General features: G+C 71.8%; 21 protein-coding genes and 1 pseudogene. 9 read left to right on the top strand and 13 right to left on the bottom strand.

The window, feature by feature from the left end; all coding sequences use genetic code 11:
* Positions 1 to 49: 49 nt before the first annotated feature.
* The 4 genes from ACIQMX_RS30895 to ACIQMX_RS30910 all read right to left on the bottom strand — a co-directional run bounded on the left by ACIQMX_RS30895 (position 50) and on the right by ACIQMX_RS30910 (position 2,967).
* Positions 50 to 688 (bottom strand): BMP family ABC transporter substrate-binding protein, encoded by a 639-nt coding sequence (locus tag ACIQMX_RS30895; RefSeq protein WP_402482982.1) that lies wholly within the window; start codon positions 686 to 688, stop codon positions 50 to 52.
* On the bottom strand, positions 685 to 1,056 hold the full coding sequence (locus ACIQMX_RS30900; protein WP_363067417.1) for a hypothetical protein: 372 nt from the start codon (positions 1,054 to 1,056) through the stop codon (positions 685 to 687). The genes ACIQMX_RS30895 and ACIQMX_RS30900 overlap by 4 nt, the downstream gene beginning before the upstream one ends.
* A 153-nt stretch (positions 1,057 to 1,209) precedes the next feature.
* Positions 1,210 to 1,968, bottom strand: coding sequence for an HNH endonuclease family protein (locus ACIQMX_RS30905; protein ID WP_363067415.1), 759 nt, complete (start codon positions 1,966 to 1,968; stop codon positions 1,210 to 1,212).
* A 132-nt stretch (positions 1,969 to 2,100) separates the two neighbouring features.
* The gene (locus tag ACIQMX_RS30910) at positions 2,101 to 2,967 is read right to left on the bottom strand and encodes a hypothetical protein (protein ID WP_402482986.1); all 867 of its coding nucleotides are present in this window, start codon (positions 2,965 to 2,967) and stop codon (positions 2,101 to 2,103) included.
* Positions 2,968 to 3,082: 115 nt separating this feature from the next.
* Between ACIQMX_RS30910 and ACIQMX_RS30915 the strand changes: the two genes are divergently transcribed.
* From ACIQMX_RS30915 to ACIQMX_RS30925, 3 genes are all read left to right on the top strand, one after another.
* Positions 3,083 to 3,655, top strand: a complete 573-nt coding sequence (locus ACIQMX_RS30915) for a TetR/AcrR family transcriptional regulator (protein WP_402482989.1) — start codon at positions 3,083 to 3,085, stop codon at positions 3,653 to 3,655.
* A 100-nt stretch (positions 3,656 to 3,755) separates the two neighbouring features.
* Positions 3,756 to 5,060, top strand: coding sequence for an SGNH/GDSL hydrolase family protein (locus ACIQMX_RS30920; protein ID WP_402482992.1), 1,305 nt, complete (start codon positions 3,756 to 3,758; stop codon positions 5,058 to 5,060).
* A gap of 282 nt (positions 5,061 to 5,342) precedes the next feature.
* Entirely contained in the window at positions 5,343 to 6,518 is a 1,176-nt protein-coding gene (locus tag ACIQMX_RS30925; protein ID WP_402482995.1) for a GDSL-type esterase/lipase family protein, read from the top strand.
* A gap of 89 nt (positions 6,519 to 6,607) precedes the next feature.
* Here the strand turns inward: ACIQMX_RS30925 and mfd are convergent, their stop codons facing one another.
* The 4 genes from mfd to ACIQMX_RS30945 all read right to left on the bottom strand — a co-directional run bounded on the left by mfd (position 6,608) and on the right by ACIQMX_RS30945 (position 14,739).
* A complete protein-coding gene (gene mfd / locus ACIQMX_RS30930) occupies positions 6,608 to 10,138 on the bottom strand; it encodes a transcription-repair coupling factor (RefSeq protein WP_363067405.1) in 3,531 nt (1,176 codons plus the stop codon).
* A 267-nt stretch (positions 10,139 to 10,405) separates the two neighbouring features.
* On the bottom strand, positions 10,406 to 12,985 hold the full coding sequence (locus ACIQMX_RS30935) for an FtsX-like permease family protein (RefSeq protein ID WP_363067403.1): 2,580 nt from the start codon (positions 12,983 to 12,985) through the stop codon (positions 10,406 to 10,408).
* Positions 12,982 to 13,770 (bottom strand): ABC transporter ATP-binding protein, encoded by a 789-nt coding sequence (locus ACIQMX_RS30940; RefSeq protein ID WP_363067401.1) that lies wholly within the window; start codon positions 13,768 to 13,770, stop codon positions 12,982 to 12,984. Before ACIQMX_RS30940 ends, ACIQMX_RS30935 begins: the two co-directional genes overlap by 4 nt.
* 345 nt (positions 13,771 to 14,115) lie before the next feature.
* Entirely contained in the window at positions 14,116 to 14,739 is a 624-nt protein-coding gene (locus ACIQMX_RS30945) for a TetR/AcrR family transcriptional regulator (RefSeq protein ID WP_402483000.1), read from the bottom strand.
* Positions 14,740 to 14,814: 75 nt separating this feature from the next.
* On the opposite strand from ACIQMX_RS30945, the gene ACIQMX_RS30950 reads away from it, so the two are divergent.
* The 3 genes and pseudogenes from ACIQMX_RS30950 to ACIQMX_RS30960 form a co-directional block, all read left to right on the top strand.
* A complete protein-coding gene (locus ACIQMX_RS30950; protein WP_402483003.1) occupies positions 14,815 to 15,507 on the top strand; it encodes an NAD(P)-dependent oxidoreductase in 693 nt (230 codons plus the stop codon).
* Entirely contained in the window at positions 15,504 to 15,908 is a 405-nt protein-coding gene (locus tag ACIQMX_RS30955) for a pyridoxamine 5'-phosphate oxidase family protein (protein WP_402483006.1), read from the top strand. Before ACIQMX_RS30950 ends, ACIQMX_RS30955 begins: the two co-directional genes overlap by 4 nt.
* 45 nt (positions 15,909 to 15,953) lie before the next feature.
* Positions 15,954 to 16,844: pseudogene (locus tag ACIQMX_RS30960) on the top strand (haloalkane dehalogenase); the annotation flags it as partial.
* Between the two features lie 45 nt (positions 16,845 to 16,889).
* On the opposite strand, the gene ACIQMX_RS30965 reads toward ACIQMX_RS30960, so the two are convergent.
* Together ACIQMX_RS30965 and ACIQMX_RS30970 are read right to left on the bottom strand one after the other, a co-directional pair.
* The gene (locus ACIQMX_RS30965; RefSeq protein WP_402483009.1) at positions 16,890 to 17,810 is read right to left on the bottom strand and encodes an aldo/keto reductase; all 921 of its coding nucleotides are present in this window, start codon (positions 17,808 to 17,810) and stop codon (positions 16,890 to 16,892) included.
* A gap of 13 nt (positions 17,811 to 17,823) precedes the next feature.
* Positions 17,824 to 18,765: an NAD-dependent epimerase/dehydratase family protein gene (locus ACIQMX_RS30970; RefSeq protein ID WP_402483012.1), complete on the bottom strand. Its 942-nt coding sequence runs from the start codon at positions 18,763 to 18,765 to the stop codon at positions 17,824 to 17,826.
* A 70-nt stretch (positions 18,766 to 18,835) separates the two neighbouring features.
* Between ACIQMX_RS30970 and ACIQMX_RS30975 the strand changes: the two genes are divergently transcribed.
* Complete coding sequence (locus ACIQMX_RS30975; RefSeq protein WP_402483015.1) at positions 18,836 to 19,750, top strand: LysR family transcriptional regulator; 915 nt, start codon at positions 18,836 to 18,838, stop codon at positions 19,748 to 19,750.
* 177 nt (positions 19,751 to 19,927) lie between these two features.
* On the opposite strand, the gene ACIQMX_RS30980 is transcribed toward ACIQMX_RS30975, so the two are convergent.
* The gene (locus tag ACIQMX_RS30980; RefSeq protein ID WP_363067387.1) at positions 19,928 to 20,602 is read right to left on the bottom strand and encodes a helix-turn-helix transcriptional regulator; all 675 of its coding nucleotides are present in this window, start codon (positions 20,600 to 20,602) and stop codon (positions 19,928 to 19,930) included.
* Between the two features lie 286 nt (positions 20,603 to 20,888).
* On the opposite strand from ACIQMX_RS30980, the gene ACIQMX_RS30985 reads away from it, so the two are divergent.
* Positions 20,889 to 22,337, top strand: coding sequence for an NCS2 family permease (locus ACIQMX_RS30985; protein WP_363067385.1), 1,449 nt, complete (start codon positions 20,889 to 20,891; stop codon positions 22,335 to 22,337).
* A gap of 82 nt (positions 22,338 to 22,419) precedes the next feature.
* Here ACIQMX_RS30985 and ACIQMX_RS30990 read toward each other — a convergent pair whose 3' ends face one another.
* On the bottom strand, positions 22,420 to 23,871 hold the full coding sequence (locus tag ACIQMX_RS30990) for an MFS transporter (protein WP_363067383.1): 1,452 nt from the start codon (positions 23,869 to 23,871) through the stop codon (positions 22,420 to 22,422).
* A gap of 205 nt (positions 23,872 to 24,076) precedes the next feature.
* On the opposite strand from ACIQMX_RS30990, the gene ACIQMX_RS30995 reads away from it, so the two are divergent.
* A complete protein-coding gene (locus ACIQMX_RS30995; RefSeq protein WP_402483019.1) occupies positions 24,077 to 24,532 on the top strand; it encodes a MarR family winged helix-turn-helix transcriptional regulator in 456 nt (151 codons plus the stop codon).
* A gap of 19 nt (positions 24,533 to 24,551) precedes the next feature.
* Here the strand turns inward: ACIQMX_RS30995 and ACIQMX_RS31000 are convergent, their stop codons facing one another.
* Complete coding sequence (locus ACIQMX_RS31000) at positions 24,552 to 25,445, bottom strand: cellulose-binding protein (protein ID WP_363067379.1); 894 nt, start codon at positions 25,443 to 25,445, stop codon at positions 24,552 to 24,554.
* Positions 25,446 to 25,495 lie beyond the last annotated feature (50 nt).

Below are 25,495 nucleotides of genomic sequence, written 5' to 3' on the forward strand. Positions count from 1 at the left end.
TCCGAGTTCCACCAAATCCGGGTCGATCTTATGCGATCTTTATCTCATCTCATGAGTTTGGGCGTTTCGCCTCTTGTGGAACGTCCTTGACGGCCCGTCGGACCGCATCCGCGACCTCGTCGGCCAGCCCGGCGCCCGGCGCCACAACGGTGAGGTTCCCGGCCGCGACGTCCCCCGCCGCGGATCCCACCACCACGAACCTCACCCCCGGGTGGTCCCCCGCCGCCTTGCGCACCGTCTCGGTCTGCGCCGCGCCGGTGGCCAGCACGACCTCGCAGTCCCGCTGGACCAGCCCGTTCAGGTGCGGCAGCGCGTTCGCCGCGGTCTGCTCACCCATGACCGGGACATGAGTGACCCGGGCCCGCGTGTCACCGGAGGCCGCTTCCATGCCCTGCCAGACAGCGGCAGCGGGGGTGCCCGCCTTGATGCCGTCCTCATCCGTGAGCAGGCACGCGTCGAAGTCCTGGTACTGACGGGCCCTGGCGTCGGGCGGAGCCGCCGCGTCGTCGTCGCCGCCGAACAGCCACACCGCCACCAGGGCGCAGACGACCAGCAGCGCCCCGCCGCCCACCCATGCGCCACGCCGCCCGCGCAGCAGGGCCGCCGTCCGGTCGAGGAGCAGCCGCACGCGGGGCATGCGCTGCCGCGGCGCGGGAGTCCTGCCGCGCCATGTACGCCGCGTCCTCATGCCGTGCCCTCCGCTCCCGGGGCGGGGGTCCGCCACCAGGACCCGGCGAACAGGGCGTGCGCCGCCGCGCCCGGCATGGTGACCAGCACCAGCAGCAGGTCCGCGGCGAACTCCGCGCCCTGCGTCTCCTCCGGGGTCAGTGCCGCCCAGAGCACCCAGGCGACGTTGGCGGCCGTGAACCCGGCGCAGGCCAGCCAGTCGGCGGCCCGCCGTCGCCGGGCGGCGATGACGAGGGACGGCACGAAGGACAGCATGCCCAGCGTGACCACGGGCACCGCGGCGAGCAGGACGCGCGGGGCGGCCGTCACCACCACCGCCACAGGCCTGCGGGGGCCCGCCTCGGCGGGTACGGGCACAGCAGACTTCACGCTCTGTTCCTTACGGGAGGGGCGCGGGCCACAGTCCCGCTCGGAGGGGCCGGGGCCACTCGCACAGACGCCCGACGGATTCGGACGCCGTAGCGTACACCTACCCTTGACAGGTCCGGCACAGCGGTCGCCCGGCCGGGGCCGCGGAGGCGGTCAGCCCCCGCACAGCTCCAGCATGACCTTCTTGTCCGCGGTCGTGACCGGCAGTTCGTACTTCAGCGAGACCTGGGCGAAGCGCAGCGCGTACGAGCAGCGCACCGGCTTGTACGGCGGCAGCCAGGACGCGGGGCCCGAGTCGCGCTTGGCGTTGTTGGCCGGGCCGTCCACGGGGAGGAGATTCAGCGGGTCGTTGGCGATCTGCTGCCGCTTGGCCTCGTTCCAGCGGGCGGCGCCCATCTGCCAGTCGTACGAGAGCGGCATGACGTGGTCGATCTGGACCTTGGTGGCCTGCTGCTTGCGCCACTCGATGGATGAGCCGGTGTACGGGTCCATGAGCGTCATGGCGACGACCACGCAGTCGGAGCCCGACCGGAGCGTGACCTTCTTGCCGTCCCGGGCCAGCAGGTCGTTTCGCGTGTCGCAACCGTTGCGCGAGAGCGGGACGCCGTCGACCGAGTCCTTCCAGGCGTACCCGAACTTGTCCCGTTCGTAGCCGGTCTTCGGCCCGCGCCCCTTGGTCGCCACCTTCTCGATGACCTTGCGGGCCGCCGCGCGGTCCGCGTCCGAGGTGAGGGGGGCGAGGCCCGGCTTCGTACCGTCCGGGTTGTCCAGCGGGCTGGCGCCGAAGCCGGTGGCGGACTGGCCGGCGCCGTTCGGGCTGCCGCTCGACCGGCCGGCCCCGGAGGACAGCTGGTCGGGGTCGCAGCCGGTCAGGGCCAGCAGCGTCACCACGCCCAGGGCGGGCACGATCATTCGACTATCGCGGGGAGATATCACTCGAAGCCGTCCTGACGGGGAGAAAGCCGAACCAACCAGGGAATCCTACGGTCGTCTGCCCCGCCAGGGCGTGTTCATGGCATCCATGCGCTCCGGATGCGGCCGGGATCACACCTTGCCGATGCCCAGCGTCGTCTCCATCGGCAGCAGCCCGGAGCCGATCGCCGCCACCCACAACGGCCCCAGCAGTTCGACGAGCCGCTCCCGCTCCTCGTCCCGCAGCACCCGCCACGGCCCGGCCGCCGCCTCGTCCGTCCGCCGCTCGACCTCGGCGCGCAGCGCCCCGCCCGCCTCCGTCGCCGTGCCGTCGTCCGCCAACAGGCCGCGCTTCACGAGGCGTTCGCGGGCCCCCGCCCATTCCTCCGCGCTCCACCCCCGGCTCGCGAACACCTCCGGGCGTGCCGCGCCGATGGCGGCGAACGAGACCAGCGCCTCGACCGGGTCGAGTCCGGCGTCGGCGAGTGCCGCGAGATGGCCGTCGCCCCGGTGTTCGCGCAGGACGGTCGCCGCGTGCCAGAGCGCGAGGTGCGGCGCGTCCGGCCGGGGCAGCGCGGCGTTGGCGGCGGCGAGCGGGCGGCCCGCCGTGTCCGCGGCCCCCGCGACGCGGCTCAGGAGCGCGGCGGCCTCGGCCGTGTCCGGTGCGGTGACCGCCTCTCCGAGGATCGTCCGGTACGCCCGGTCGACGGCCCGGCCCCGGGCGGCGAGCACGGCCTCGGGCGAGGCGGCGGACCAGACGGCGGGGACGTACGCGTCCACCATCGCCGGGCTGAAGCTGTAGAAGGTCTCGGCGACCCGGCCGGCCCCGGCGGCCCCGAGCGGCGCCGCCCGCCAGGCGAAGTAGCCCGGCCAGCGCTCGCCGACGACGTACCCGAGCGCCGCGGCCTCCTCGAAGGCCTCCGGCGCGTAGTAGAGCACGGCGTGCAGGGGCTCCAGCAGATGCCACATCTGCCGTACGCGGCCCAGTTCGTCGGACATGTCTCCGCCTTCCGCAGCAGCTTCCAATCTTGCCAGTGACAAGATCCCTCGGCAGCCAGAGTGCACACCATCCCGCTAACTTGTCAATGACTAGATTCTGCGTAGTCTGCTGTCCATGAGCAGCGACCGCACCTACCACCACGGCGACCTGCGACGGGCCGTCCTCGCCGCCGCCCTCGACGTCATCCGCGCCGAGGGCCCCGCCGCGATCAGCCTGCGCGATCTGGCCCGCCGGGCCGGCGTCTCCCACGCCGCGCCCGCCCACCACTTCAAGGACCGCACCGGCCTGCTCACCGCCATCGCCGCCGAGGGCTACGGGCTCTTCGCCGACGCCCTGGCCGACGCGCCGGACCTGCGGGAGCGGGGCGTGCGGTACGTACGGTTCGCGGCCGAGCACCCGGCCCACTTCCAGGTGATGTTCCAGCCGGACCTCTACCGCGCCGACGACCCGGACCTGCTCGCGGCGAAGGAGCGGGCGACGGCCGAGCTGCGTGCGGGCGTCACCGCCCTGCCCTCCGGCGGCGGGGACGACGCCCGGCTCACCGGCGTGGCGGCCTGGTCCCTGGCCCACGGTTTCGCCACCCTGCTGCTCAGCGGAAACCTGAGCGGCGCGGTCGGCGACCGGGACCCGGAAGAGGTGTTCCGGGCGCTCGCCACGCCGGTCTTCGCGCCGGGCGGTCCCAACTGACGCTCGCCCGTGGGGAATAGCCGACGCCTCCGCGCGATTGGCCATGTCGTGCGCACGTGATCCACGAGACGGTCATCCGAAGAGAACGAAGGCGGGAACCATGGAATCCACGAAGGCGGCACGGCGTACGGGCGTCGCGCTGTTATCGGCACTCGCTCTGGTGGCGCTGCCGGTCGTCGGCGGACAGTTCACCGGCGCCCGGGCGCAGGCCGTGACGGCCGGTCACGGCACCACACCGCAGCCGGACCGCGGTGCGTGGCAGGGCGGCTGGGCCGCCTCGCCCCAGGCACCGGCCGAGGTCTTCACGCCGAACTGGTCGCGGCAGGGCTTCGCGAACCAGACGGTCCGCCAGGTCGTACGGGTCAGCACCGGCGGCGCCCGGGCCCGCATCGAACTGTCCAACCGCTACGGCACCGCCCCGCTGCGGATCACCGGTGCGACGGTGGCCCGCACGGAACAGGGTGCATCGGTCCGCGCGGGCTCGGTCCGGCAGCTGTCCTTCGGCGGACACCGCTCGGCCACCGTCCCGGCGGGCGCCGACGCGACCAGCGACGCGCTCGGATTCAGGACCCACGCCCTGGAGTCGCTCACCGTCACGCTCTACCTGGCCGCTCCGACCGGCCCCGCCACCTTCCACATGATGTCGTCGGCCACGAGCTACCGGGCGCAGGGCGATCACCGGGCCGACCGCGACGGCTCGGCCTTCACGGAGACCAGCGAGTCCTGGTACTACCTCACCGGCGTCGAGGTCGGCGGCGGTGGCGCCCCGCGCGGGAACGGGGTGGTGGCGTTCGGCGACTCCATCACCGACGGCGTCGGATCCACGCCGGACACGAACAACCGGTACCCCGACGAACTGGCGGAGCGCTTCGCGGCCACCGGAAGGCCGCGCAGCGTCCTCAACCACGGGATCGGCGGCAACCAGGTCACGAACGACACGGACTGGGCCGGGGAGAAGGCCGTGGTCCGCTTCGAGAAGGACGTGCTCGACGAGCCTGGCGTGGGCACGGTCATCGTGCTGGAGGGCATCAACGACATCGGGGCGAGCGGTGCGGGCGGCGTCGGCGCGCCCACGCCGGAGGTGTCCGTCGCCCAACTGATCGCCGGGCACCGGTCATTGATCCGCCAGGCGCACGCAAGGGGCCTCAGGGTGATCGGCGCGACGCTGACGCCGATCAAGGGCTCGTTCTACGACAGCCCCGTCAACGAGGCCAAGCGCGACGCGGTCAACGACTGGATCCGCACGTCGGGCGCGTACGACGACGTGGCCGACCTGGACCGTGCCGTGGCCGACCCCGCCGACCGGGACAGCATCGCCCCGGCCTACGACTCGGGCGACCACCTGCACCCGAGCGACGCGGGCTACCGGGCGATGGCCGCGGCGCTGGACCTGCGCAGGCTCTGACGGCACCGCCGGCCTCTCCGCCGCCTGCGCGCGGCGGAGGGGCCGCGGGAGCTTTCCGGCCCGTTCGCCCAGCCGTGAGCCCGTACTGCGTGCGAGCCGGCGCAGGGCACGGGGGATGCGAGCGCGTGTCCGTCGTTGACCTGGAGCTCCCGGAGCTCCCGGAGCTCCCGGAGCTCCCGGAGCTCCCGGAGCTCCCGGAGCTCCCGGACAGCGCTCGGCCGATCGAGTGCAAACAGGGCACCGGCCTTCACTTCCCGGCATCCGGCTGCCGACAACAGCGGCATGATCATTTCTCCCTCACGGCGCTCCAAGGTGCTCGCGGCCGCGGCCGCCGCGGTGTGTGCGGTCACGGTGTCGGGCGCGATGCCCGCTTCGGCGTCCGGGGGCGTACCGGCCGCCGCGGAAGCGCCGTTGCTGGTCTCCCTGGGCGACAGCTTCATCTCCGGCGAGGCCGGCCGCTGGGCCGGCAACAGCAACGAGCGCCGGAACGGCTGGTCCGGCACCGACCGGGCCTGGGACCCGGCGACCGACGACAGCGATCCGTCCCGCGTGTACGGGGCGTCCTACGACAACGGGTGCAACCGCTCCGACGTGGCCGAGGTCCGGTCCGTCACCCTGGACGTCCGGCGCGTCAACCTCGCCTGTTCGGGCGCGACTTCCGCGGCAGTGCTGCTCCCGGAGAACGGCGGTGCGCCGTTCAAGGGAGAGCCCTCGCAGGCGGAGCAGCTGGAGGACGAGGCGACCGGCAGGAGCCTGCGCGCGGTCGTCGTGTCGATCGGCGGCAACGATCTCGGCTTCTCCGACATCATCACCGACTGCGCGACCAACTTCCTCAAGCCCTTCGGCGGCTCCCCGTGCGCGCCGGACGCGTCCGGACAGGTCGCGGATCGCCTGCCCGGCGTACGGCAGGCGGCCGTCAACACCCTGGCCGACGTGCGGACCGCACTCGACCGGGCCGGCCATCCGGCCGGTTCCTACCGGCTCGTCCTCCAGTCCTACCCGTCCCCGCTCCCGAATGCCGCCCGCATCCGCTACCCGGGCGAGAAGTACGACCGCCTCACCACCGGCGGCTGCCCCTTCTTCGACAAGGACCTCACCTGGGCGCACGACGACCTGGTCCCCGAGATCAGCTCGGTCCTGGCGGAAGCGGCACGTGAGGGCGGCGCGGAGTTCCTCGACCTGTCCCGGTCCTTCGAGGGACGCGAAGTGTGCTCCACCGCCACCCGTCAGGCCGACGCCGCCCATCCCCCCACCGGCGGGACCAGCGAGTGGGTCCGCTTCGTGACCTCCGGCGCCGGACAGGGCCAGAAGCAGGAGTCGCTGCACCCCAACAGCTTCGGCCAGCAGGCCCTCGGCACCTGTCTGACCCTCCAGCTGGAGCAGCCGTCCGCCGACCACCGCTGCACCAACACCGCCGGCCAGGGGCCCACCGCGATGCGCCTGCGGCCTCTCGGCTGACACCCCGGCCGGCCGACGGGTGCGGTGCGCCGTCCGCGTACCGCACCCGTTCCCGTTCCCGTGTTCAGGGAACCCGACTCGTCACCGGGTCACGACCCCAGGATCGTCGTCAGGAACTCCCCCGTCCACGCCAGCAGTTCGCGTCCCACGACCGGCTTGCCGCCGATCTTCCCGCCGGTCGGCCGCGGCACCAGGATCTGGTGCAGGGCCGGCTTGATGACCGTCTTGGGGTAGAGGCGCTTCAGGCGCAGCTCCTGCGACTCGCGCAGCTCCACCGGCGCGAAGCGGATGTTCGGGCCCTGGAGCACGATGTCGCCGACGCCGCAGGCGCGGGCCAGCATGCGCAGGCCCGCGACCAGGAGGAGGTTCTCGACCGGCTCCGGGAGCTTGCCGTAGCGGTCGGTGAGCTCCTCGCGCACCGCCCTGATGTCGTCCTCCGAGGAGGCCGAGGCGATCGAGCGGTAGGCCTGGAGGCGCAGCCGCTCGCCGGGGGCGTAGTCGTGCGGGACGTGCGCGTCGACCGGGAGCTCGATCTTGACCTCGAGCGGCGGCTCCTCCTCCACTCCGCCTTCGAGGGAGGCCCGGTAGCCGGCGACCGCCTCGCCGACCATGCGGATGTACAGGTCGAAGCCGACGCCCGCGATGTGGCCGGACTGCTCGCCGCCCAGCAGGTTGCCCGCGCCGCGGATTTCGAGGTCCTTCATGGCCACGTACATGCCCGCGCCCATCTCGGTGTGCTGGGCGATCGTGGCGAGGCGCTCGTGGGCCGTCTCGGTGAGCGGCTTCTCCGGCGGGTAGAGGAAGTAGGCGTAGCCGCGGTCGCGGCCACGGCCGACGCGGCCGCGCAGCTGGTGGAGCTGGGAGAGGCCGAAGTTGTCGCCGCGCTCCACGATCAGGGTGTTGGCGTTGGAGATGTCGATGCCGGACTCGACGATCGTCGTGGAGACCAGCACGTCGAACCTCTTCTCCCAGAAGTCCACCACCACTTGTTCCAGAGCCTGTTCGGACATCTGGCCGTGGGCGGTGGCGATCCGCGCCTCGGGCACGATCTCGCGGAGGCGGGCGGCGGCCCGGTCGATGGACTCGACCCGGTTGTGGATGTAGAACGCCTGGCCCTCGCGGAGCAGTTCACGGCGGATGGCCGCGCCGATCTGCTTCTCCTCGTACGGTCCGACGAAGGTGAGGACCGGGTGGCGCTCCTCGGGCGGGGTGGTGATCGTCGACATCTCGCGGATGCCGGTGACCGCCATTTCGAGCGTACGGGGAATGGGCGTCGCGGACATGGTCAGCACGTCCACGTTGGCGCGGAGCTTCTTCAGCTGCTCCTTGTGCTCGACACCGAAGCGCTGCTCCTCGTCGACGATGACCAGGCCCAGGTCCTTGAACTTCGTCTCGGAGGAGAAGAGGCGGTGGGTGCCGATGACGAGGTCGACGGAGCCCTCACGGAGTCCTTCGAGCGTCGCCTTGGAGTCGGTCTCGGACTGGAAGCGGCTCAGTGCCCGTACGCTGACGGGGAACTGGGCGTACCGCTCGGTGAAGGTGTTGTAGTGCTGCTGGACCAGGAGGGTCGTGGGGACGAGGACGGCGACCTGTTTCCCGTCCTGGACCGCCTTGAACGCCGCGCGCACGGCGATCTCCGTCTTGCCGTAGCCGACGTCGCCGCAGATCAGGCGGTCCATGGGGACGGACTTCTCCATGTCCTCCTTGACCTCGGCGATGGTGCTGAGCTGGTCGGGCGTCTCCGCGTACGGGAAGGCGTCCTCCAGTTCGCGCTGCCAGGGGGTGTCCGGGCCGAAGACATGGCCGGGGGCCGCCATCCGGGCCGCGTAGAGCTTGATCAGGTCGCCCGCGATCTCCTTGACGGCCTTCTTGGCGCGCGCCTTCGTCTTCGTCCAGTCGGCGCCGCCCAGCCGGTGCAGGGTCGGGGCCTCGCCGCCGACGTACTTGGTGACCTGCTCCAGCTGGTCGGTCGGGATGTAGAGGCGGTCGCCGGGCTGGCCGCGCTTGGCCGGGGCGTACTCGACGAGGAGGTACTCGCGGGTGGCGCCCTGCACCGTGCGCTGCACCATCTCGATGTAGCGGCCCACACCGTGCTGCTCGTGGACGATGTAGTCGCCCGTCTCCAGCGTCAGCGGGTCGATGCTCTTCCTGCGGCGGGCCGGCATCCGGCCCAGGTCCTTGGTGGCGGTGCGCTGGCCGGTCAGGTCCGTCTCGGTGAGGACGGCGATCCTGAGCTCGGCGTCGACGAAGCCGTGGTCGATGGCGCCGCAGGAGACGTGGACGAGGGACGGGGTGATCTCGGCGAGGTCCGCGTCGAGGCGGGCCGGGACGCCTTCGCCGCTCAGCACCTCGACGGTACGGGAGGCGAGGCCCTGGCCCTCGGTGACGTACACCGTGCGCCAGCCGTCGGCCAGCCAGCCCTTGGTGTCGGCGAGCGCGCGGGCGGTGTCGCCGCGGTACGCCTCCGGAGCGCGCATGCGGAGCTTGAGGGTGTCCTCGTCCAGCTCCTCGTCGGCGGCGAACGGGGAGACCGACCACCACATCATGTTCAGCTCGCGGGCCCGGTCGCGGACGTCCGCGATGCCGCGCAGCGAGGCCGCGCCGACGTCGATCGGGGCCTCGCCGCCGCCGGCGGTGGCGGCCCAGGACGCCTCCAGGAACTCCTGGCTGGTGGCGACCAGGTCCGCGGCCCGGGTGCGGACCCGCTCGGGGTCGCACACGATGGCCATGGAGCCCTTGGGCAGGACGTCGATCAGCAGTTCCATGTCGTCGACGAGGACCGGGGCCAGGGACTCCATGCCCTCGACCGCGATGCCCTCGGCGATCTTGTTGAGGAGTTCGCCCAGCTCGGGATGGGCCTCGGCGAGCTCGGCCGCGCGTTCACGGACCTCGTCGGTCAGCAGGAGCTCGCGGCAGGGCGGCGCCCACAGGCCGTGCTCGGCGATCTCCAGGGACCGCTGGTCGGCGATCTTGAAGTAGCGGATCTCCTCGACGTCGTCGCCCCAGAACTCCACCCGCAGCGGGTGCTCCTCGGTCGGCGGGAAGACGTCCAGGATGCCGCCTCGTACGGCGAACTCGCCTCGCTTCTCGACGAGTTCGACCCGGGAGTACGCGGCTGCCGCGAGCGCCTCGACCGTCCTGCCGAGGTCGGCGCTCTGCCCGATCCGCAGCGCCACGGGCTCCAGGTCGCCGAGCCCCTTGACCTGCGGCTGGAGCACGGAGCGGATCGGCGCGACGACGACGGAGACCGGCCCGGTCTCCGGGTCGTCCGGCCTCGGATGCGCGAGGCGCCGCAGCACGGCCAGCCGGCGGCCCACGGTGTCGGAACGGGGCGAGAGGCGCTCGTGCGGCAGGGTCTCCCAGGACGGGAACTCAGCGATGGTGTCCGGCGGCAGCAGGGTGCGCAGCGCGGCCGCCAGGTCCTCGGCCTCGCGCCCGGTCGCGGTGACGGCGAGCACGGTCCGCTGCGCGTCGCGGGCGAGCGCCGCCACGGCGAAGGGCCGGGCGGCGGGCGGGCCCACCAGGTCGATGTGCATCCGGTGCCCGTCCCCGGCGGCCTTCACCGCTTCGTCGAGCGCCGGATCACGTACGACGACATCCAGCAGACCGTGCAGGCTCATGAAGGGCTTCCGTCCGGGTAACGAGGGCGAGAATCTGGCAGCCGGCTGCTGCCAGGGGCAACGCGAAGGGCCCGACACGTCAGACGGGCCGGGGGTTACCCCAGCGTACGACTCCGGGGTGAGCGCCGCGCCCGCAACCGGGCAGCGCGCCGCGCGGCGGGGCGTGCGGGTACGGAATCCGGAAAGGTCCCCGCAGACGAAATCCGGCCCCGGGCGCTTGGAGGAGCGTCCGGGGCCGGAACCGTCAGTCTATGCGGGACGTCCTGCTCACCCGTCCGTGGCGATGGCGTTCAGGACGTTCATCCGTCCCGCCCGGAACGCCGGGACCAGGGCCGCGAAGAGTCCGACGAAGGCCGAGGCGACGAACACCGTGATGATGGTCGGCCACGGGATCTCCAGGACGCCGAGGCCCTCCAGGGCCAGCAGCTTCTGGGCGGAGGTGCCCCAGCCCATGCCCAGGCCGAGGCCGAGCAGGGCGCCGAACAGGGCGATGACGACCGACTCCAGCCGGATCATCCGGCGCAGCTGGCGGCGGGAGAGGCCGATGGCGCGCATCAGGCCGATCTCGCGGGTCCGCTCGACGACGGAGAGCGCCAGGGTGTTCACGACCCCGAGGACCGCGACGATGATCGCGAGGGCGAGCAGGCCGTAGACGATGTTCAGCAGCTGGCTGATCTGGTCCTTCAGATCCTGCTTGAAGTCGGCCTGATTCTGCACCTTGTACTGCGGGTACTCGGCGAGCGAGCTCTTCAGGGCGGCGTAGGCCTCCTTCTCCTTGCCGTCCTGCGCCTTGGCGAACATGATCACGTTCTTGGGCATCTTGTCGGCGGGGACGTACCGCTCGGCGGTCGCGGTGTTCATGTACATCGCGCCCTGGTCCACGGTGGTGTCGTCCGAGGTGATCGCGGCGACCTTCAGCTTCGCCGGCTCACCCGCCTTGAACGCGACGGTGATCGTGTCACCGACCTTGATGCCGTGCTCGGTGGCGTAGTCGTCGCCGACCGACATGGCGTCGTCCCCGTACGCCGCGGACAGGTCGCCGGCCACGGTCTCGCGCTGGAGGTCCTGCGGGTAGGTCGGGTCGGCGGCGGTGACGTCCTCGTCGGACGTCGAACCGTCGGGGTTGGTGAGCTTCGCGCCGATGGCCTTGTAGTTCGTGATGTGCTCGATGCCGGGCGCGGTCTCCAGCGCCTTCGCGGCCTGCGGCACGATCAGCTGGCCGGTCGACGACTGCACGATGAAGTCCGCACCCACCGAACGGTCCAGCTCGTCGGTGGCCGAGGCGACCATCGAGGAGCCCACCACCGACAGGCAGGCCACCAGGGCCAGGCCGATCATCAGGGCCGCACCGGTCGCACCGGTCCGGCGCGGGTTGCGCAGCGCGTTGCGCTCGGCGAGCCGGCCGACCGGGCCGAAGAGCCTGAGGACGACGACGCTGAGCGCCCGTACGACGACTCCGGCGAGCAGCGGGCCGATGACGATGAAGCCGATGAGGGTGAGGACCACGCCCAGGCCGAGGAAGAGCGAACCGTCGCCCGCCTCGTCCGCCTGCGTCGTCGCCCACAGGGCTGCCGCACCGGCGCCCGTGAGGACCAGGCCGATGCCGGCCCGGATCCAGCCGGACTTGGCGTCGGCCGGTGTTCCGGCGTCGCGCAGCGCGGCCATCGGGGAGACCTTGCCGGCCCGGCGGGCCGGGATGTAGGCGGCGAGGACGGTCACGATGATGCCGAGCGCGAGACCGGTCACGGGGGTCGTCCAGGCGACCGTGAGGTCGCCGGTGGACAGCTCCATGCCGATGGCGCCCATGAGCTTCATCAGCCCGACCGCCAGGCCGACGCCGGCGGCGACGCCGAGGATCGATCCGACGATGCCCAGGAGCACCGCTTCGAGCAGCACGGACCGGTTGACCTGCTTGCGGCTGGAGCCGATGGCCCGCATCAGACCGATCTCGCGGGTCCGCTGGGCGACCAGCATCGAGAAGGTGTTGACGATCAGGAAGATGCCGACGAGGAAGGCGATCCCGGCGAAGCCGAGCATCGCGTACTTCATCACGTCGAGGAAGTCGCCCATGGAGTCCTTGTTGGACTCCGCGGCTTCCTTCTGGGTCTGCACCTTGTACGCGGCCGAGCCGTCCAGTGCGGCGGCGACGTTCTGCTTCAGTTGGGTGTCGCTGACACCGGGTTCGGCGGTGACGGAGATCTGCGTGAAGACGTCGGGGCTGCCGAGGAGCTTCTGCTGGGCGGTGGCCGTGTCGAGGTAGACGATGGCCGCGCCCGGGTTGGTGACCTTGAAGGTGGCGATGCCGCTGATGCGCGCCCTGACATCGCCGGTGACCGCGATGGTCCGCAGCTCGTCGCCGATCTTCAGATCGTGCTTGTCCGCGGTGTCGGCGTCGACCATGACCTCGGTCGGGCCGCGCGGGGCGTGGCCAGAGGTGATCTCCATGGAGCGCAGGTCGTTGGAGGTCCAGTTGCCGGCCAGCGTCGGGGCGCCCGTGTCGGAACCCATGTTCTTGTTGTGGCTGTCGACGACCGTGACCGACGAGCTGGAGATGGCGCCTTCGGCCTTCTTCACCCCGTCCGCCTTCTCGACCCGGGCGACGACGGAGGCGGGCAGCGACTGCGGCTTGCCGTTCTCCGGTGTGTCGTCGACCCTCGCCGTCTTCGGGCTGACGGTGACGTCGGCCGAGGTCGCGGCGAAGAGCTTATCGAACGTGGTGTTCATCGTGTCGGTGAAGACGAGCGTGCCGCACACGAACGCCACCGACAGCAGGACGGCGACGGCGGAGAGCGCCATGCGTCCCTTGTGCGCGAAGAAGTTACGCATCGAGGTCTTCCAGACGGTCATGACGTCCGCCCGCGCGCGTCGAAGTCCTTCATGCGGTCCAGCACCTGGTCGGCGGTCGGGTTGAGCATCTCGTCGACGATGCGCCCGTCCGCGAGGTACAGCACACGGTCGGCGTAGGAGGCCGCGACCGGGTCGTGGGTGACCATGACGATGGTCTGGCCGAGCTCGTCCACGGACTTGCGCAGGAAGTTCAGCACCTCGGCGCCGGCCCGCGAGTCCAGGTTCCCGGTCGGCTCGTCACCGAAGATGATCTCCGGCTTGGCGGCGAGCGCCCGGGCCACCGCGACACGCTGCTGCTGACCGCCGGAGAGCTCGGTCGGCCGGTGCTTCAGCCGCTCGGCGAGACCGACGGTCTCCACGACCTGGCGCAGCCAGGCGGCGTCCGGCTTACGGCCCGCGATGTCCATCGGCAGCGTGATGTTCTCCAGCGCGTTGAGCGTCGGCAGGAGGTTGAACGCCTGGAAGATGAAGCCGATGCGGTCGCGTCGCAGCTGGGTGAGCTTCTTGTCCTTGAGCCCGGTGATCTCGGTCTCGGCGAGGTGGATCTGCCCGGAGGTCACGGTGTCCAGACCCGCGAGGCAGTGCATCAGCGTGGACTTGCCGGAGCCGGACGGGCCCATGATGGCCGTGAACTGGCCGCGTGCGATGTCGACGTCGACGTGGTCGAGCGCGACGACCCGGGTCTCACCGACGCCGTACGCCTTGACGACCTGCCGCGCTCGCGCAGCCACGGCCGTACGCCCTCCAGTGCCCCCGTGCCTGGGAATGGTTACAGCCGTTGTCACGGTTTTACTCCTATGTCGGTCGATGACAGCTCGTCGCTGTCTGCTGTGAAGTCTGGTCGTGGGAGGGGGTGCGGCGCGCTGGTGCCCAGCGCAGTCTTCGGGTGGGGTTTTCCCCACCCCGCCCCCTGTGGTCTGCCGCAACCCCGGTACATGACCACGCTACGGAGCGGATGGGGCGGGGCACGTCCTCCGCCGGGAGGAACGGTCCCTGGCCAGATGTAAGGAGCTCCCCCTAGGGGTCTGGTCCCCCGGGTGGACACCTTTCTCAGGGACTGCGCCCAAGGGTCCACACCGCTGGGTGGAGCGGCAGGGCCCGGCCGTACGGAAAAGCCCTGCTGAGGGGCTTCAGCCGCGGCGGCCCGGGGCCGGGGCGGCCGTGATGCGCGGCCTCGGGGCCAGCGCCGCCGCCAGGGCCGGGGTGAGGACGGTGCGCGCCTGGGCCGGGGTGAGGGAGGCGGGGGTGGCGAGCGGGTTGAGGTAGCGGGTGTAGATGAGTCCGCCGAGGATCGTCACGACGGCGGTGGCGCGGGCGGTCGCGTCCCGGCCGCCGAGGAATTCAACGAGCCGGGCCAGCAGCTCGCGTTCCAGGTATTCGCGGATCACGGCGGCGGCCTCGTCGCCCTGCGCGGTCAGCCGGCGGAAGTCGGCGTCCTCCCACAGGTCCGTGACCGCGTCGATCAGCCGTCCGGGAAGCGTGGCCGGGTCGCCGCCCAGGACCTCGTCCACCGCCAGCGCGTTGGCGCACTGGAACTGCATCACGTCCGCGAACAGGCCCTTCTTCGAGCCGAAGTGGTACGCGATCAGGGCCGGGTCCACCCCGGCCGCGCCGGCCACCGCGCGCAGGGTCGTGGCCCGGTAGCCGCGCTCCAGGAACAGCGCACGCGCCACCGGGACGATCGACTCGCGGGTCGGCGGATTCCCGCGGGGCCGGCCCCGGGAGCGGCCGGGGGCGGGTTCGGCGTTATTCATCAGCGTTGAGCCTGCGTTTCGTGATCGGCACAGTCAAGGGCGTTCCGGCCACCACACGAAGGAATGACCGACACCATGCGCATCGCAGTCTTCGGCGCCAACGGACCGACCGGCCGCCATCTCACCGAACAGGCCCTCGCCGCAGGCCACGAGGTCGTCGCCGTGACCCGCCGCCCCGGCTCCCTGCCGGAGCGCCCCGGCCTGACCGTCGCCGTCGCCGACGCCACGGATCCGGCGGCCGTCGACGCCGCGGTCGACGGCACGGACGCCGTCCTCTCCGCGCTCGGCGCCCGCTTCAGCAAGCAGGCCGTCACCCTGTACTCGGCGAGCGCCGCGGCCCTCACCGAAGCCATGTCCCGCCACGGGATCAAGCGGCTCCTCGCCATCAGTTCCAGCATCGCCGACCCCGGCTGGCGTCCCACCGGAGCGCACTTCTTCAACCATGTGCTCGACCCGCTGGTGAACCGGCGCCTGGGCCGCACCCTCCACCAGGACATGCGCCGCATGGAGGACGTGATCCGCGGAACCGGCCTCGACTGGACCCTCGTACGGCCCTCGGGCCTCTTCGAGCACCCCGTCGTCACGGACTACCGCACCGCGCCGGTCAGCGCCGACGGCGTCTTCACCGCCCGTGCCGACCTCGCCGCGAGCATGCTGCGCGAACTGGAGGAGCGGCGCTACGTCCGTTCGGCGATGGGCGTCATCACCACCGCGGTGAAGCCGAACATCGCCAAGATGATCTGGAACGAGGGAGTGAAGAAGCAGTGACCCCGGCCGCTCCCGAACTCCCCGCCTCCGCACTGGAGTTCCTCGCCCTCCCGCTCACGGCCACGTTCACCACACTGCGCCCGGACCGCACCCCGCACGTCACGCCGGTCCGGTTCACCTTCGACGCGTCCACCGGTCTGGCCCGGGTGACCACCAGGGCGCGGGCCCGCAAGGCCCGCAACGTGGCGGCAGGAGGCGCGGCGGCCCGTGTCGCGCTCTGCCAGGCGGACGGCTTCCGCTGGCTCACCCTGGAGGGCCGGGCCGTGGTCGGCGACGACCCCGTGCGCCTGGCCGAGGCGGTCGGCCGCTATACCGCCCGCTACCGGACGGCCCCGCCCGCCCCGCCGGACCTGGTCGTCGTCGAGATCGCCGTCGACCGCGTCCTGAGCCTCGGCCTCTGACCCGTACACCCACCACCCACTTTCCCGACCCGAAAGCGACGTGACACCGCCATGCCCACCGTTCCCGTTCTCGGCACCACCATCCACTACCGCGAGTCCGGCGACCTCGACGGTCTGCCGTTCGTCTTCCTCCACGGCAATCCCACCTCCTCCCACCTGTGGCGCAACGTCACGCCGGGCGTGGCCGCGCCCGGCCGGCGGCTGCTGGCCCCCGACCTGATCGGCATGGGCGAGTCCGGGAAGCCCCGCCTCGACTACTCCTTCGACGACCACGCCCGCCATCTCGACGCCTGGTTCGACGCACTCGGCCTGACGGAGGCTGTGCTGATCGGCCATGACTGGGGCGGCGCGCTCGCCTTCGACCGGGCCGCCCGCCTCCCGGGCACCGTCCGCGCCATCGCCTTCACCGAGACGATCGTCAAGCCGCTGACCGGCGACGAATTCCCGCCTGCGGGACGTGAGTTGTTCACCCTCCTGCGCACCCCCGGCGTGGGCGAGAGCATGATCCTGGAGCAGTCTCTGTTCATCGAGAAGCTCCCGGACACCGTCACCACTCCGCTCGCCCCCGCCGATCTCGACGTCTACCGGCACCCCTTCCCGACCCCGGACAGCCGTCGCCCGATCCTGGCCTGGACGCGCATGATGCCGCTGGACGGTGAGCCCGCGGACGTCGCGGCCCGCGTCGAGCGGTACGACGCCTGGCTGGCCGCCAGCCCCGAAGTCCCCAAGCTGCTGGCCGCGTTCGAGCCGGGACCGGGTGCGATGACCGACCGGGGCGCCGTGGCCTGGTGCGAGGAGAACATCGCGGGCCTGGAGGTCTCCCGCCACGGCGAGGCCGGCCACCACACCCCGGAGGACCGCCCCGAGGAGCTGGCAGCGGCGATCGACGCCTGGGCCCGGCGCCACGGCCTGGCACGCCCGACGCCGGCCGGCTGAGGCACCGTCCTCCTCGGGTACGAGGTCCAGGGCCTCTCGTCCGGATCAGGCCGGGCTCGCGGGGCCCGGTGCGTGATCCGGCCTGACCCGGACGGAAGACCCCAGCCGCGCCAGCTCCGCCTCGCTCAGCTCGGTCTCCGCGGCCAGGGCCGAGTCCTGGATCGAACCGGGCCGACTGGCCCCCGGCACCGGGACGACCGCCGGGGAGCGGCTCAACAGCCATGCCAGGGCGACCCGTTGCGGACTCACCCCGCGCTCGGCAGCGATGTGGTGGAAGGCCGTCCCCACGGAGGCCGGTCCCGGCCGGCCGTCGAGCGCGCTCCGGGAGATGCCTCCCAGCGGGCTCCACGGCAGGAAGGCGAGGCCCAGCCGCTCACTCAGCCGGAGCTCCGGCTCACCGATGCGCACAGCGGGCGAGTACTGGTTCTGCACGGAGACCAGTCCGGCGCCGAGGATCGCGTGCGCCTCCCGGATCTGGCCGGTGGACACGTTGGAGATCCCGGCGGCCCGGATCGTGCCGGCGTCGAGCAGGTCACGCAGCGCGCCGACGGATTCGGCCCAGGGCACGGCCGGGTCGGGCTTGTGCAGCTGGTAGAGGCCGATCGCTTCGACGCCCAGGCGCCGGGCGGAGTCCTCGGCGGCACGCCGGAGGTGTCCGGGGGTGCCGGTGACCGTCCAGCTGCCGTCGCCGGGCCGCCCGCGCCCGCCCTTGGTGGCGAGCAGGACGCCGCAGGTGCCGCCGCCGTAGCTCCGCAGCGCGCGGGCGAGGAGGAGTTCGTTGTGCCCCCTCTCGCCGGCGTGCCAGTGGTAGCTGTCGGCCGTGTCGATGAGCGTGACGCCGGCATCGAGGGCCGCGTGGACGGTGGCGACGGCCTGCCGCTCGTCCGGACGCCCCTCGATGGAGAGAGGCATGGCGCCCAGCCCGATGGCGCCGACCGTGAACCTGCCGATGGTGCGCTGTCGCATGGCGGTGTCCTCCTCAGACCACGGGGGTGCTGGACGCGGCGAGGGATTCCGCGGCGGCGCCGGGCAGCCATGCGGCCGTGCTCGAAAAGGCGAAACCCAGTTCTCTGGCACGGGTGTTGCTCATGGCGTAGTACCGGTCGAAGGAGAACGGACCGGCCTGCTCCCCCGCGGTCACGGTCCGGTACACGGGGCGACGGCCCGTCCGCGCGGCCAGGATGCCGGTGAGGTCGCGCACGTCGAGCAGACCGTCGGAGCACGCGTTCAGCGGGCCGGTGCAACCGGTGGCCGTCGCCGCCCACAGGAGCAGGTCCGCCAACTCCGCGTAGTGGATGAACACCGTGGGCAGCTCCCGCGCGTGCACGGCGATCTCCGCCCCCCGGACGAGCCGGTCGGTGTAGTACGCGAGCCGGCCGGTGAACTCCAGGGCGCCGCCGCCCAGTACGTGGGCGCTGCGCACGGAGGCGAAGGAGAACCGGCCGTCGCCGGTGAAGACGGCCTCGGCCTGCCGCTTGCCCTCGGCGTAGTGGGCCTCGCGGTAGGACGCGTCGTGCCAGGGCAGGTCCGGCCGTACCGGCCAGGTGGCCGGGTCGACGCGTTCCTCCGGCACGGGGGTGTGCGGCGCGGTGGCCGGCAGGGCGGCGGTCGCCGGGTCGTAGACCTCGATGGTGGAGGTCATGACGTAGCGCGGGGTGCGTCCGGAGAAGGCGCGGACGGCAGCCTCCGCCTGCACCGGCGTGTAGCAGACCTGGTCGACGACCGCGTCGAACGAGCGCGACCCGAGCGCGGCGGCGAGAGCGGCCTCGTCGTCGCGGTCGACGACGAGATGCTCGGCACCCACGGGATGCGGGGCCGAACCGCGGTTGATGAGCGTGACCTGGTGCCCGGCCGCCAACAGCCGCTGGACCAGGAGCTTTCCGAAGTACCGGCTACCGCCGATGACGCAGATCCTTTGCATGCCCCCATGCTGGAGACCTACCGTCATCAGTGGAAGTACCGGCTTGCTGGATGGGTAGTAAGGGAAACTGTTGATCGATGTACAGCGGCTCCGCGTCCTGCGGGCGGTGGCGGAGCACGGCAGTTTCAACCGGGCGGCCGTGGCCCTGCGCCTGACCCCCTCGGCCGTCTCGCAGCATGTGGCCGCCCTGGAGCGCGGCCTCGGCTCCCAGGTCGTCACCCGCAGCACGCGCGGGGTCAGCCTCACCCCGGCCGGCCGGATCATGGTCGGTGCGGCCGAGTCGGTGGCCGCCGAGATCGAGCACGCGCGCCTGCAGGTGACCGAGCTGGGGACGGGCCGGGTGCAGCTCACCGTCGCGACGTTCACCAGCGGCGGCAGACTGCTGCTCCCCGGCGCCCTCGCCGAGCTCACGGCGGCCCACCCCGGCACCGTCCTGCATGTCCGGGAGTACGAGCCCGAGGACAGCCTGCCCCTGGTCCGCCGGGGTGCCGTGGACCTCGCGCTCGCCTACCACTTCGACGGCCCGCTGCCCGGCCGGACGGGCAGCGGCCCCGCCCCGGAGTGGACCCCGCTCATGGACGACCCGCTGCACGTCGTCCTGCCCGAGACGCACCGCCTGGCCGGGCGCGAGGAGCTCGCCCTGACGGAGCTGGCGGGCGAACCGTGGGTACTCGGCTGCCTCAAGACCGAGGCGTACCTGCGTCGTTACGCCGAGCGGGCGGGCTTCGACCCCGAGGTGCGCGGGACGACGACCGACTACTTCTTCGCCCGCTCGCTCGTCGCCGCGCACATGGGCGTCTCCCTGATCCCGTCCATCGCGCTGACCCCGCGGGTGCCGGGCCTGTGCACCGTTCCGGTCAGGCAGCCGGCCCCGGCCCGCCACATCGGCGTGGCCACGAGCGGCCACCGCCGCGCCCATGCGGAGGTCACGGCACTGGTGCGGGCGCTGCGAAGGCAGGCTGCCGGCCACGCCGGACCTCGCTGAAGACGAGGGGCACCGCCGCCCGTCGCACGGTCCTCGGACCGCGCACGGGCCGTCGAGGAGCGACGGGCGGACGAGGCGGAGAAACCGAGGATCCTCGCGGACCCGCCGCCGGCGGACCGGACCCAGGGGGCCACGGTCCCGGTCTGCTGCGGCCTGCCTGCCCGCGGACCGCTGCGCCTACTCGGGCAGCCTGGCCCAGAAGTGGTCGACGATCTCCTCGACGTAGCGTCGCCCGTCCTCGCCGGACGCGGTGCTGCCGCTGGCCCGGCTGAGGGTGGCCGCCATGAGCGCCTGGTACTCCTGGTACATGGAGTCCAGCGGCCCGTGCAGCTGTTTGCGCTCCACCGAGATGAGCTTGGCGATGGCGCGGGCATGGGCCTGCCACCGGGTGCTGACGGCCTCGGTGAGCAGGCGGGCGAGTTCGTCCTCCAGGCCGGTGATCGCGATGTGGTCGCGCGGCGGGAGACCGAGCAGGCTGCCGAGTTTCGCGGACTGCCGCTGGTCACCGGTCCACCGGCCGGTCTCCTCCATGTGGACGTAGGCGTCCAGGGACAGGCCCGTGGCGCGGGCGACGTCCTCGGCGGACATCCCGCGGGCGATGCGGTGCTCGCGCAAGGTGCGCGGGTGACCCATGACCTCGCTCGGGTGGCACCACAACGCGCCGGCGAGCGCCGCGAGTTCATGCGGATCGGGCAGGGCGGACCCGCGTTCCCACGCCGCGATGTGGTCGGCGGTGACATGAGCCGTCCCGAAGGACGTCCTCATCGCGTACGCGACGTGGCCGGGAGCCATCCCGAGCTTTTCGCGCAGGGCCCGGGCCGCACGCGCATTGAAGGGGGGTGGTGGATGCACGCACAGAACGTATGGGCATCGTCACCGGAAAATCCATGACCGCTGTCGCCTGAATCACGGTTTGCCTCCATAGATCACCGACGATTCCGTAGGAACCGACAGACGGATTCGCGTCATCAACGCCGTTATGCGGCAAGGCACTTGAGAGATCTGCGACGGCACGTATGATCCGCTCGCAAGAAGCCGCATGTGTGTTCGCACCACTGCCTGTCACCCGTGCCGGGCAGGAGCGGCTTTTTTCCCTTTTCCCTTCCCCCAGTCCGTTGCAGGCCCAGGAGACGTCCCCATGCAAGCCAACAAGACCAGCCCGGCCGACATACCGCCGACCAGATCCGGCGGCAGCGCCCTCGACCGGTTCTTCCGCATCACCGAACGCGGATCGACCTACGGCCGGGAAGTCCGCGGTGGCTTCGCCACCTTCTTCACCATGGCGTACATCCTCGTGCTCAACCCGATCATCCTCGGTGGCGCGAAGGACAAGTTCGGCGAGCAGCTGGACACCGTCCAGCTGGTGACCGCCACCGCGCTCGTCGCCGCGGTGATGACGCTCATCATGGGCGTGGGCGGCAATCTGCCGCTCGCTCTGGCCGCCGGTCTGGGCATCAACGCCGTGGTCGCGTACCAGGTCGCTCCGCTCATGGCCTGGGACGAGGCGATGGGCCTCATCGTGCTCGAGGGCCTGCTGATCTGCGTGTTCGTGGCGACGGGTCTACGCGAGGCGATCATGCACGCCATCCCGCAGGCGCTCAAACAGGCCATCAGCGTCGGCATCGGCCTGTTCATCGCCTTCATCGGCTTCGTCGACGCCGGCTTCGTCACCCGCATCCCGGACGTCGCGAACACCACCGTGCCCGTCCAGCTCGGCAGCGGCACCCTCACGGGCTGGCCCATGCTGGTCTTCTGCCTCGGCGTGATCATGACGATCGTGCTCCTCGCCCGCAAGGTCAAGGGCGCGATCCTCATCAGCATCGTCGTGATGACCGTCGTCTCCGTCGTCATCAACTCGCTCGCCGACGTGAAGTCCTGGGGCCTGACCGTCCCCTCGATGCCCGACAAGCCCGTCGCCGCACCCGACTTCGGGCTGCTCGGCCAGTTCGACCTGTTCGGCTCGTTCGGCCAGATCAGCGTCCTGACCGTGATCCTGCTCATCTTCACGCTCATCCTGTCGGACTTCTTCGACACGATGGGCACCGTCGTCGGCGTCACCGCCGAGGCCGGGCTCCTCGACGAGCGGGGGCAGGTGCCGGGCCTGGGCCGGGTCCTGCTCATCGACGGCGCGGCCGCGGTCGCCGGCGGTGCCGCCTCCTCGTCGTCCGCCACGACCTACGTCGAGTCCGCCGCCGGTGTCGGCGAGGGCGCCCGTACCGGTTTCGCCAACCTGATCACGGGCGGCATGTTCGCCCTGGCCCTCTTCTTCTCGCCCGTCCTGACCATCGTGCCCATGCAGGCCGCGTCGCCGGCACTGGTCGCGGTCGGATTCCTGATGATGACCCAGGTCAAGCACATCGACTGGGACCGCTACGACCTCGCCATCCCGGCGTTCCTCACGATCACCGTCATGCCGTTCACCTACTCCATCACCAACGGCATCGGTGCCGGCTTCGTCAGCTACGTCATCATCAAGGCGTGCCTGGGCAAGGCCCGTGAGGTCCACTGGCTGCTCTGGGGCACCGCGGCACTCTTCCTCGTCTACTTCGCGATCGACCCGCTGGAACAGATCCTCGACATCAAGTAGCCCGCCGGTACACGCCGAGGCGGTCCTCCGGGTGCGCACCGCGCCACCCCGGGGGACCGCCTCGGCGGGTTCTGTGTCCGGGTCAGTTCTTGGCCGCGGCCACCTCGGGAGCGGCGGCCGCCCCGGCCTTGTCACCGGCGGACGCGCGCACGGCCGGGATGAACGTCGAGATCACCACGGCGACGAGGGCGACCCCGCAGCCGAACATCAGGCCGGTACGGAACCCGGCCTCGGACGTGAAGGTGTAGCCGGCCGTCTCCGTGGTCATCTGGCCGAGGACCGCGCCGATCACCGCGGCACCGATCGAGGTGCCGAGCGCGCGCATGAGGGTGTTGAACGCGTTGGCGGCGGCCGTCTCGGACGCCGGGACCGCGCTCATGATCAGGGCGGGCATCGCTCCGTAGGCGAGGCCGACACCGCTGCTGCTGACCATGAGGAACAGCATCAGGCCCCAGGCGGAACCCATCAGGGCGATGCCCAGACCGTAGGCCGCCGCGATGACCAGCACGCCGCTGATCAGCGTGAACTTCGGACCGCGGGCGTCGGTGAGCTTTCCGCCCAGCGGGGAGACGATCATCATCATGATGCCGCCGGGGGCCATCCACAGACCCGCCTGGAGCATCGACTGGCCCAGGCCGTAGCCCGTGGCCTCGGGGAACTGCAGCAGCTGCGGCGCGATCAGCATGCCGGCGTACATGCCGAAGCCGACGAAGAGCGACGCGAGGTTGGTGATCAGCACCCGCGGGCGGGCCGTGGTCCGCAGGTCGACCAGCGGGTCCTTGGTGCGCAGCTCCCAGAAGCCCCAGGCGACGAGCACCACGACGGCGGCGGCGAACAGGCCGATCGTCGTCGCGGAGCCCCAGCCCCAGTCGGCACCCTTGGAGACGCCGAGGAGCAGGCAGACCAGACCGGCGGCCAGGCCGAGGGCGCCGGGCATGTCGAAGCGCTGCCCCTTGGCGGCGGCCGGGACGTCCGGGATCAGGAACCAGACCAGGGCGAAGATGGCGAGGGCCAGCACGGCGGAGCCCCAGAACAGCACCCGCCAGTTTGCGTACTGGGCGACCGCCGAGGCGATCGGCAGGCCGAGGGCGCCGCCGATCCCGAGGGAAGCGCTGACCAGGGCGATGGAGGAGCTCAGCTTCTCCCTCGGCACCACGTCACGCAGCAGGGCGATGCCGAGCGGCACCATGCCCATGCCCATGCCCTGCAGTCCACGGCCGACGATCATGGGGACGACGGTCGACGACAGCGCGCAGACCACCGAGCCGGCGAACAGCGGCACCGCGCACACGAGCAGCATCCGGCGCTTGCCCAGCAGGTCGCCCAGCCGTCCGGAGACCGGCACGCACACCGCCGAGACCAGCAGGGTGGCCGTGATCACCCAGGCGGCGTTGGAGGAGGTCGTGTCGAGGATCTTGGGCAGCTCCGCGATGAGCGGCGTGACCAGGGTCTGCATGACCGCCGCCACGGTGCCGGCGAAGGCGAGCGTGGCGATCACACCGCCTGATCTGGCTGTCGGCTGGGGGGCATCCATGAGGGAGGAACTCCTTGGGGTCGTGGTCCCGTCCACCGGGACAGCGACGTGCATCGTACATGCCTAATGTGTCATACACATGCCGTGCTCCGTGCACACCGCATGAGAGCATGGAACGTCGCCCAGAATCCGACGCGCGACCGATCCCGGCACGGAAAATCGACCGATCCCGGCGCGGAAGCAGCAGAAGCAGGAGGCCGCAGACATGCCGAGGCCCACGGAAGAAGTGGAGTACGAGCAGATGCTGCTCGGGCGCCACAGCCTCGCCGACCACCGGGGCGGACGGCACAAGAACGCCCTCCTGGACCGGAGCGCCTACACCCTGCTCAGCCGGCTCCGCGTCCAGGGCCCCATGTCCAACGGCGAACTGAGCGACGCCTTCGGCCTCGACGCCTCCACCCTCAACCGCCAGACAGCCGCCGTGACCCGCGCCGGACTGGCCGAGCGCATCGCCGACCCCGACGGCGGCATGGCCCGCAAGTTCCGCATCACCGGCAGGGGCACGGAACTGCTCGACGCGGAACGCGAACGCGTCGTCCACTCCCTGGACCAGGTCATGAAGGACTGGCCGGACGACGACATCGCCGCCTTCGCCGGCTACCTCAAGCGCTTCAACACCGGGATCGAGCAGATCTCCCGACGCCCCTGGCCACGCCCCTGACCCGGACGCGACGGCCCCGTCAGTCCTCCGACGGAGCCACCCGCCCGGTCAGCGCCGCCAGCGAGTTGCGCACATGCGCCATGTGCGCCTGCACATCCTCGCGCCCCTCCGCGTGCTCGCGCAGGATCCGCTCCGTCTCCCGCACCACCCGCTCCTCACGGACCCGGGCCCCCGCGATCAGCTCGGCCCCCCGCGCCACCGCGTCCTCGTGACCGTGGCGCGCGGCCTCCTCCGCCTCGGCCCGCGCCCGCCGCGCCGCGGCGAGACCGGCCTCCGCCCGCTCCGTCAGCTCCGCGTGCTCCGCCGACTGCGCCGCCGCGGCCCCTTCCAGCTCCTCCCCCAGAGCCTTCCAGCGCTCGCCGTGCTCCTGCGCCTGATGGGCCAGCACGCTGTCCGTACGGCTCACGGTCGCCGCCATCGCGGCCCCCGCCTCCTCACGGGCCCGCGCCGCCTCCTGCCGGGCCGCGGCCAGTTCCTCACCGGCGGCACCCTCGGCAGCGCTCAGCACCCGCTCGGCATGGGCCGTCGCCGCCGCACGCATCGCCTCCGCGTCGGCCCGCGCCGACTCCCGCAGGATCCGCGCCGCAGCGTCCACCTCGTCCCGCAGCGCCTGCGACTCCTCCGCGGCAGCGGCCCGGACCACCTCCGCCTCGCCCTCAGCCAGCGCCAGGATCTGCTGCGCCCGCTCCCCCAACGACGCGTAGTCCTGCGGCGCCAGCGCGGCGACGGCCTCGTCCAGCCGCGCCGACTCGGCCACCAGCCGCTCCGCCAGCGCCGTCAGCTGCGCCTCCCGCTCCCGCGCCCCGTCCCGTTCCGCCGACAGCGCGGCCACGGTCCGGTCCACCTGCTCCGGACGGTAACCACGGCCACGTACGCCGACGAAGCCGTGCGCGGACACCGGTGCAGAACTCATCCTTGACGCCTCTTTCCGACTCTCGGACCACTGAGCAATACGTCAAGGAT

It is taken from the genome of Streptomyces sp. NPDC091416 (assembly GCF_044756845.1).
GTDB lineage: Bacteria > Actinomycetota > Actinomycetes > Streptomycetales > Streptomycetaceae > Streptomyces.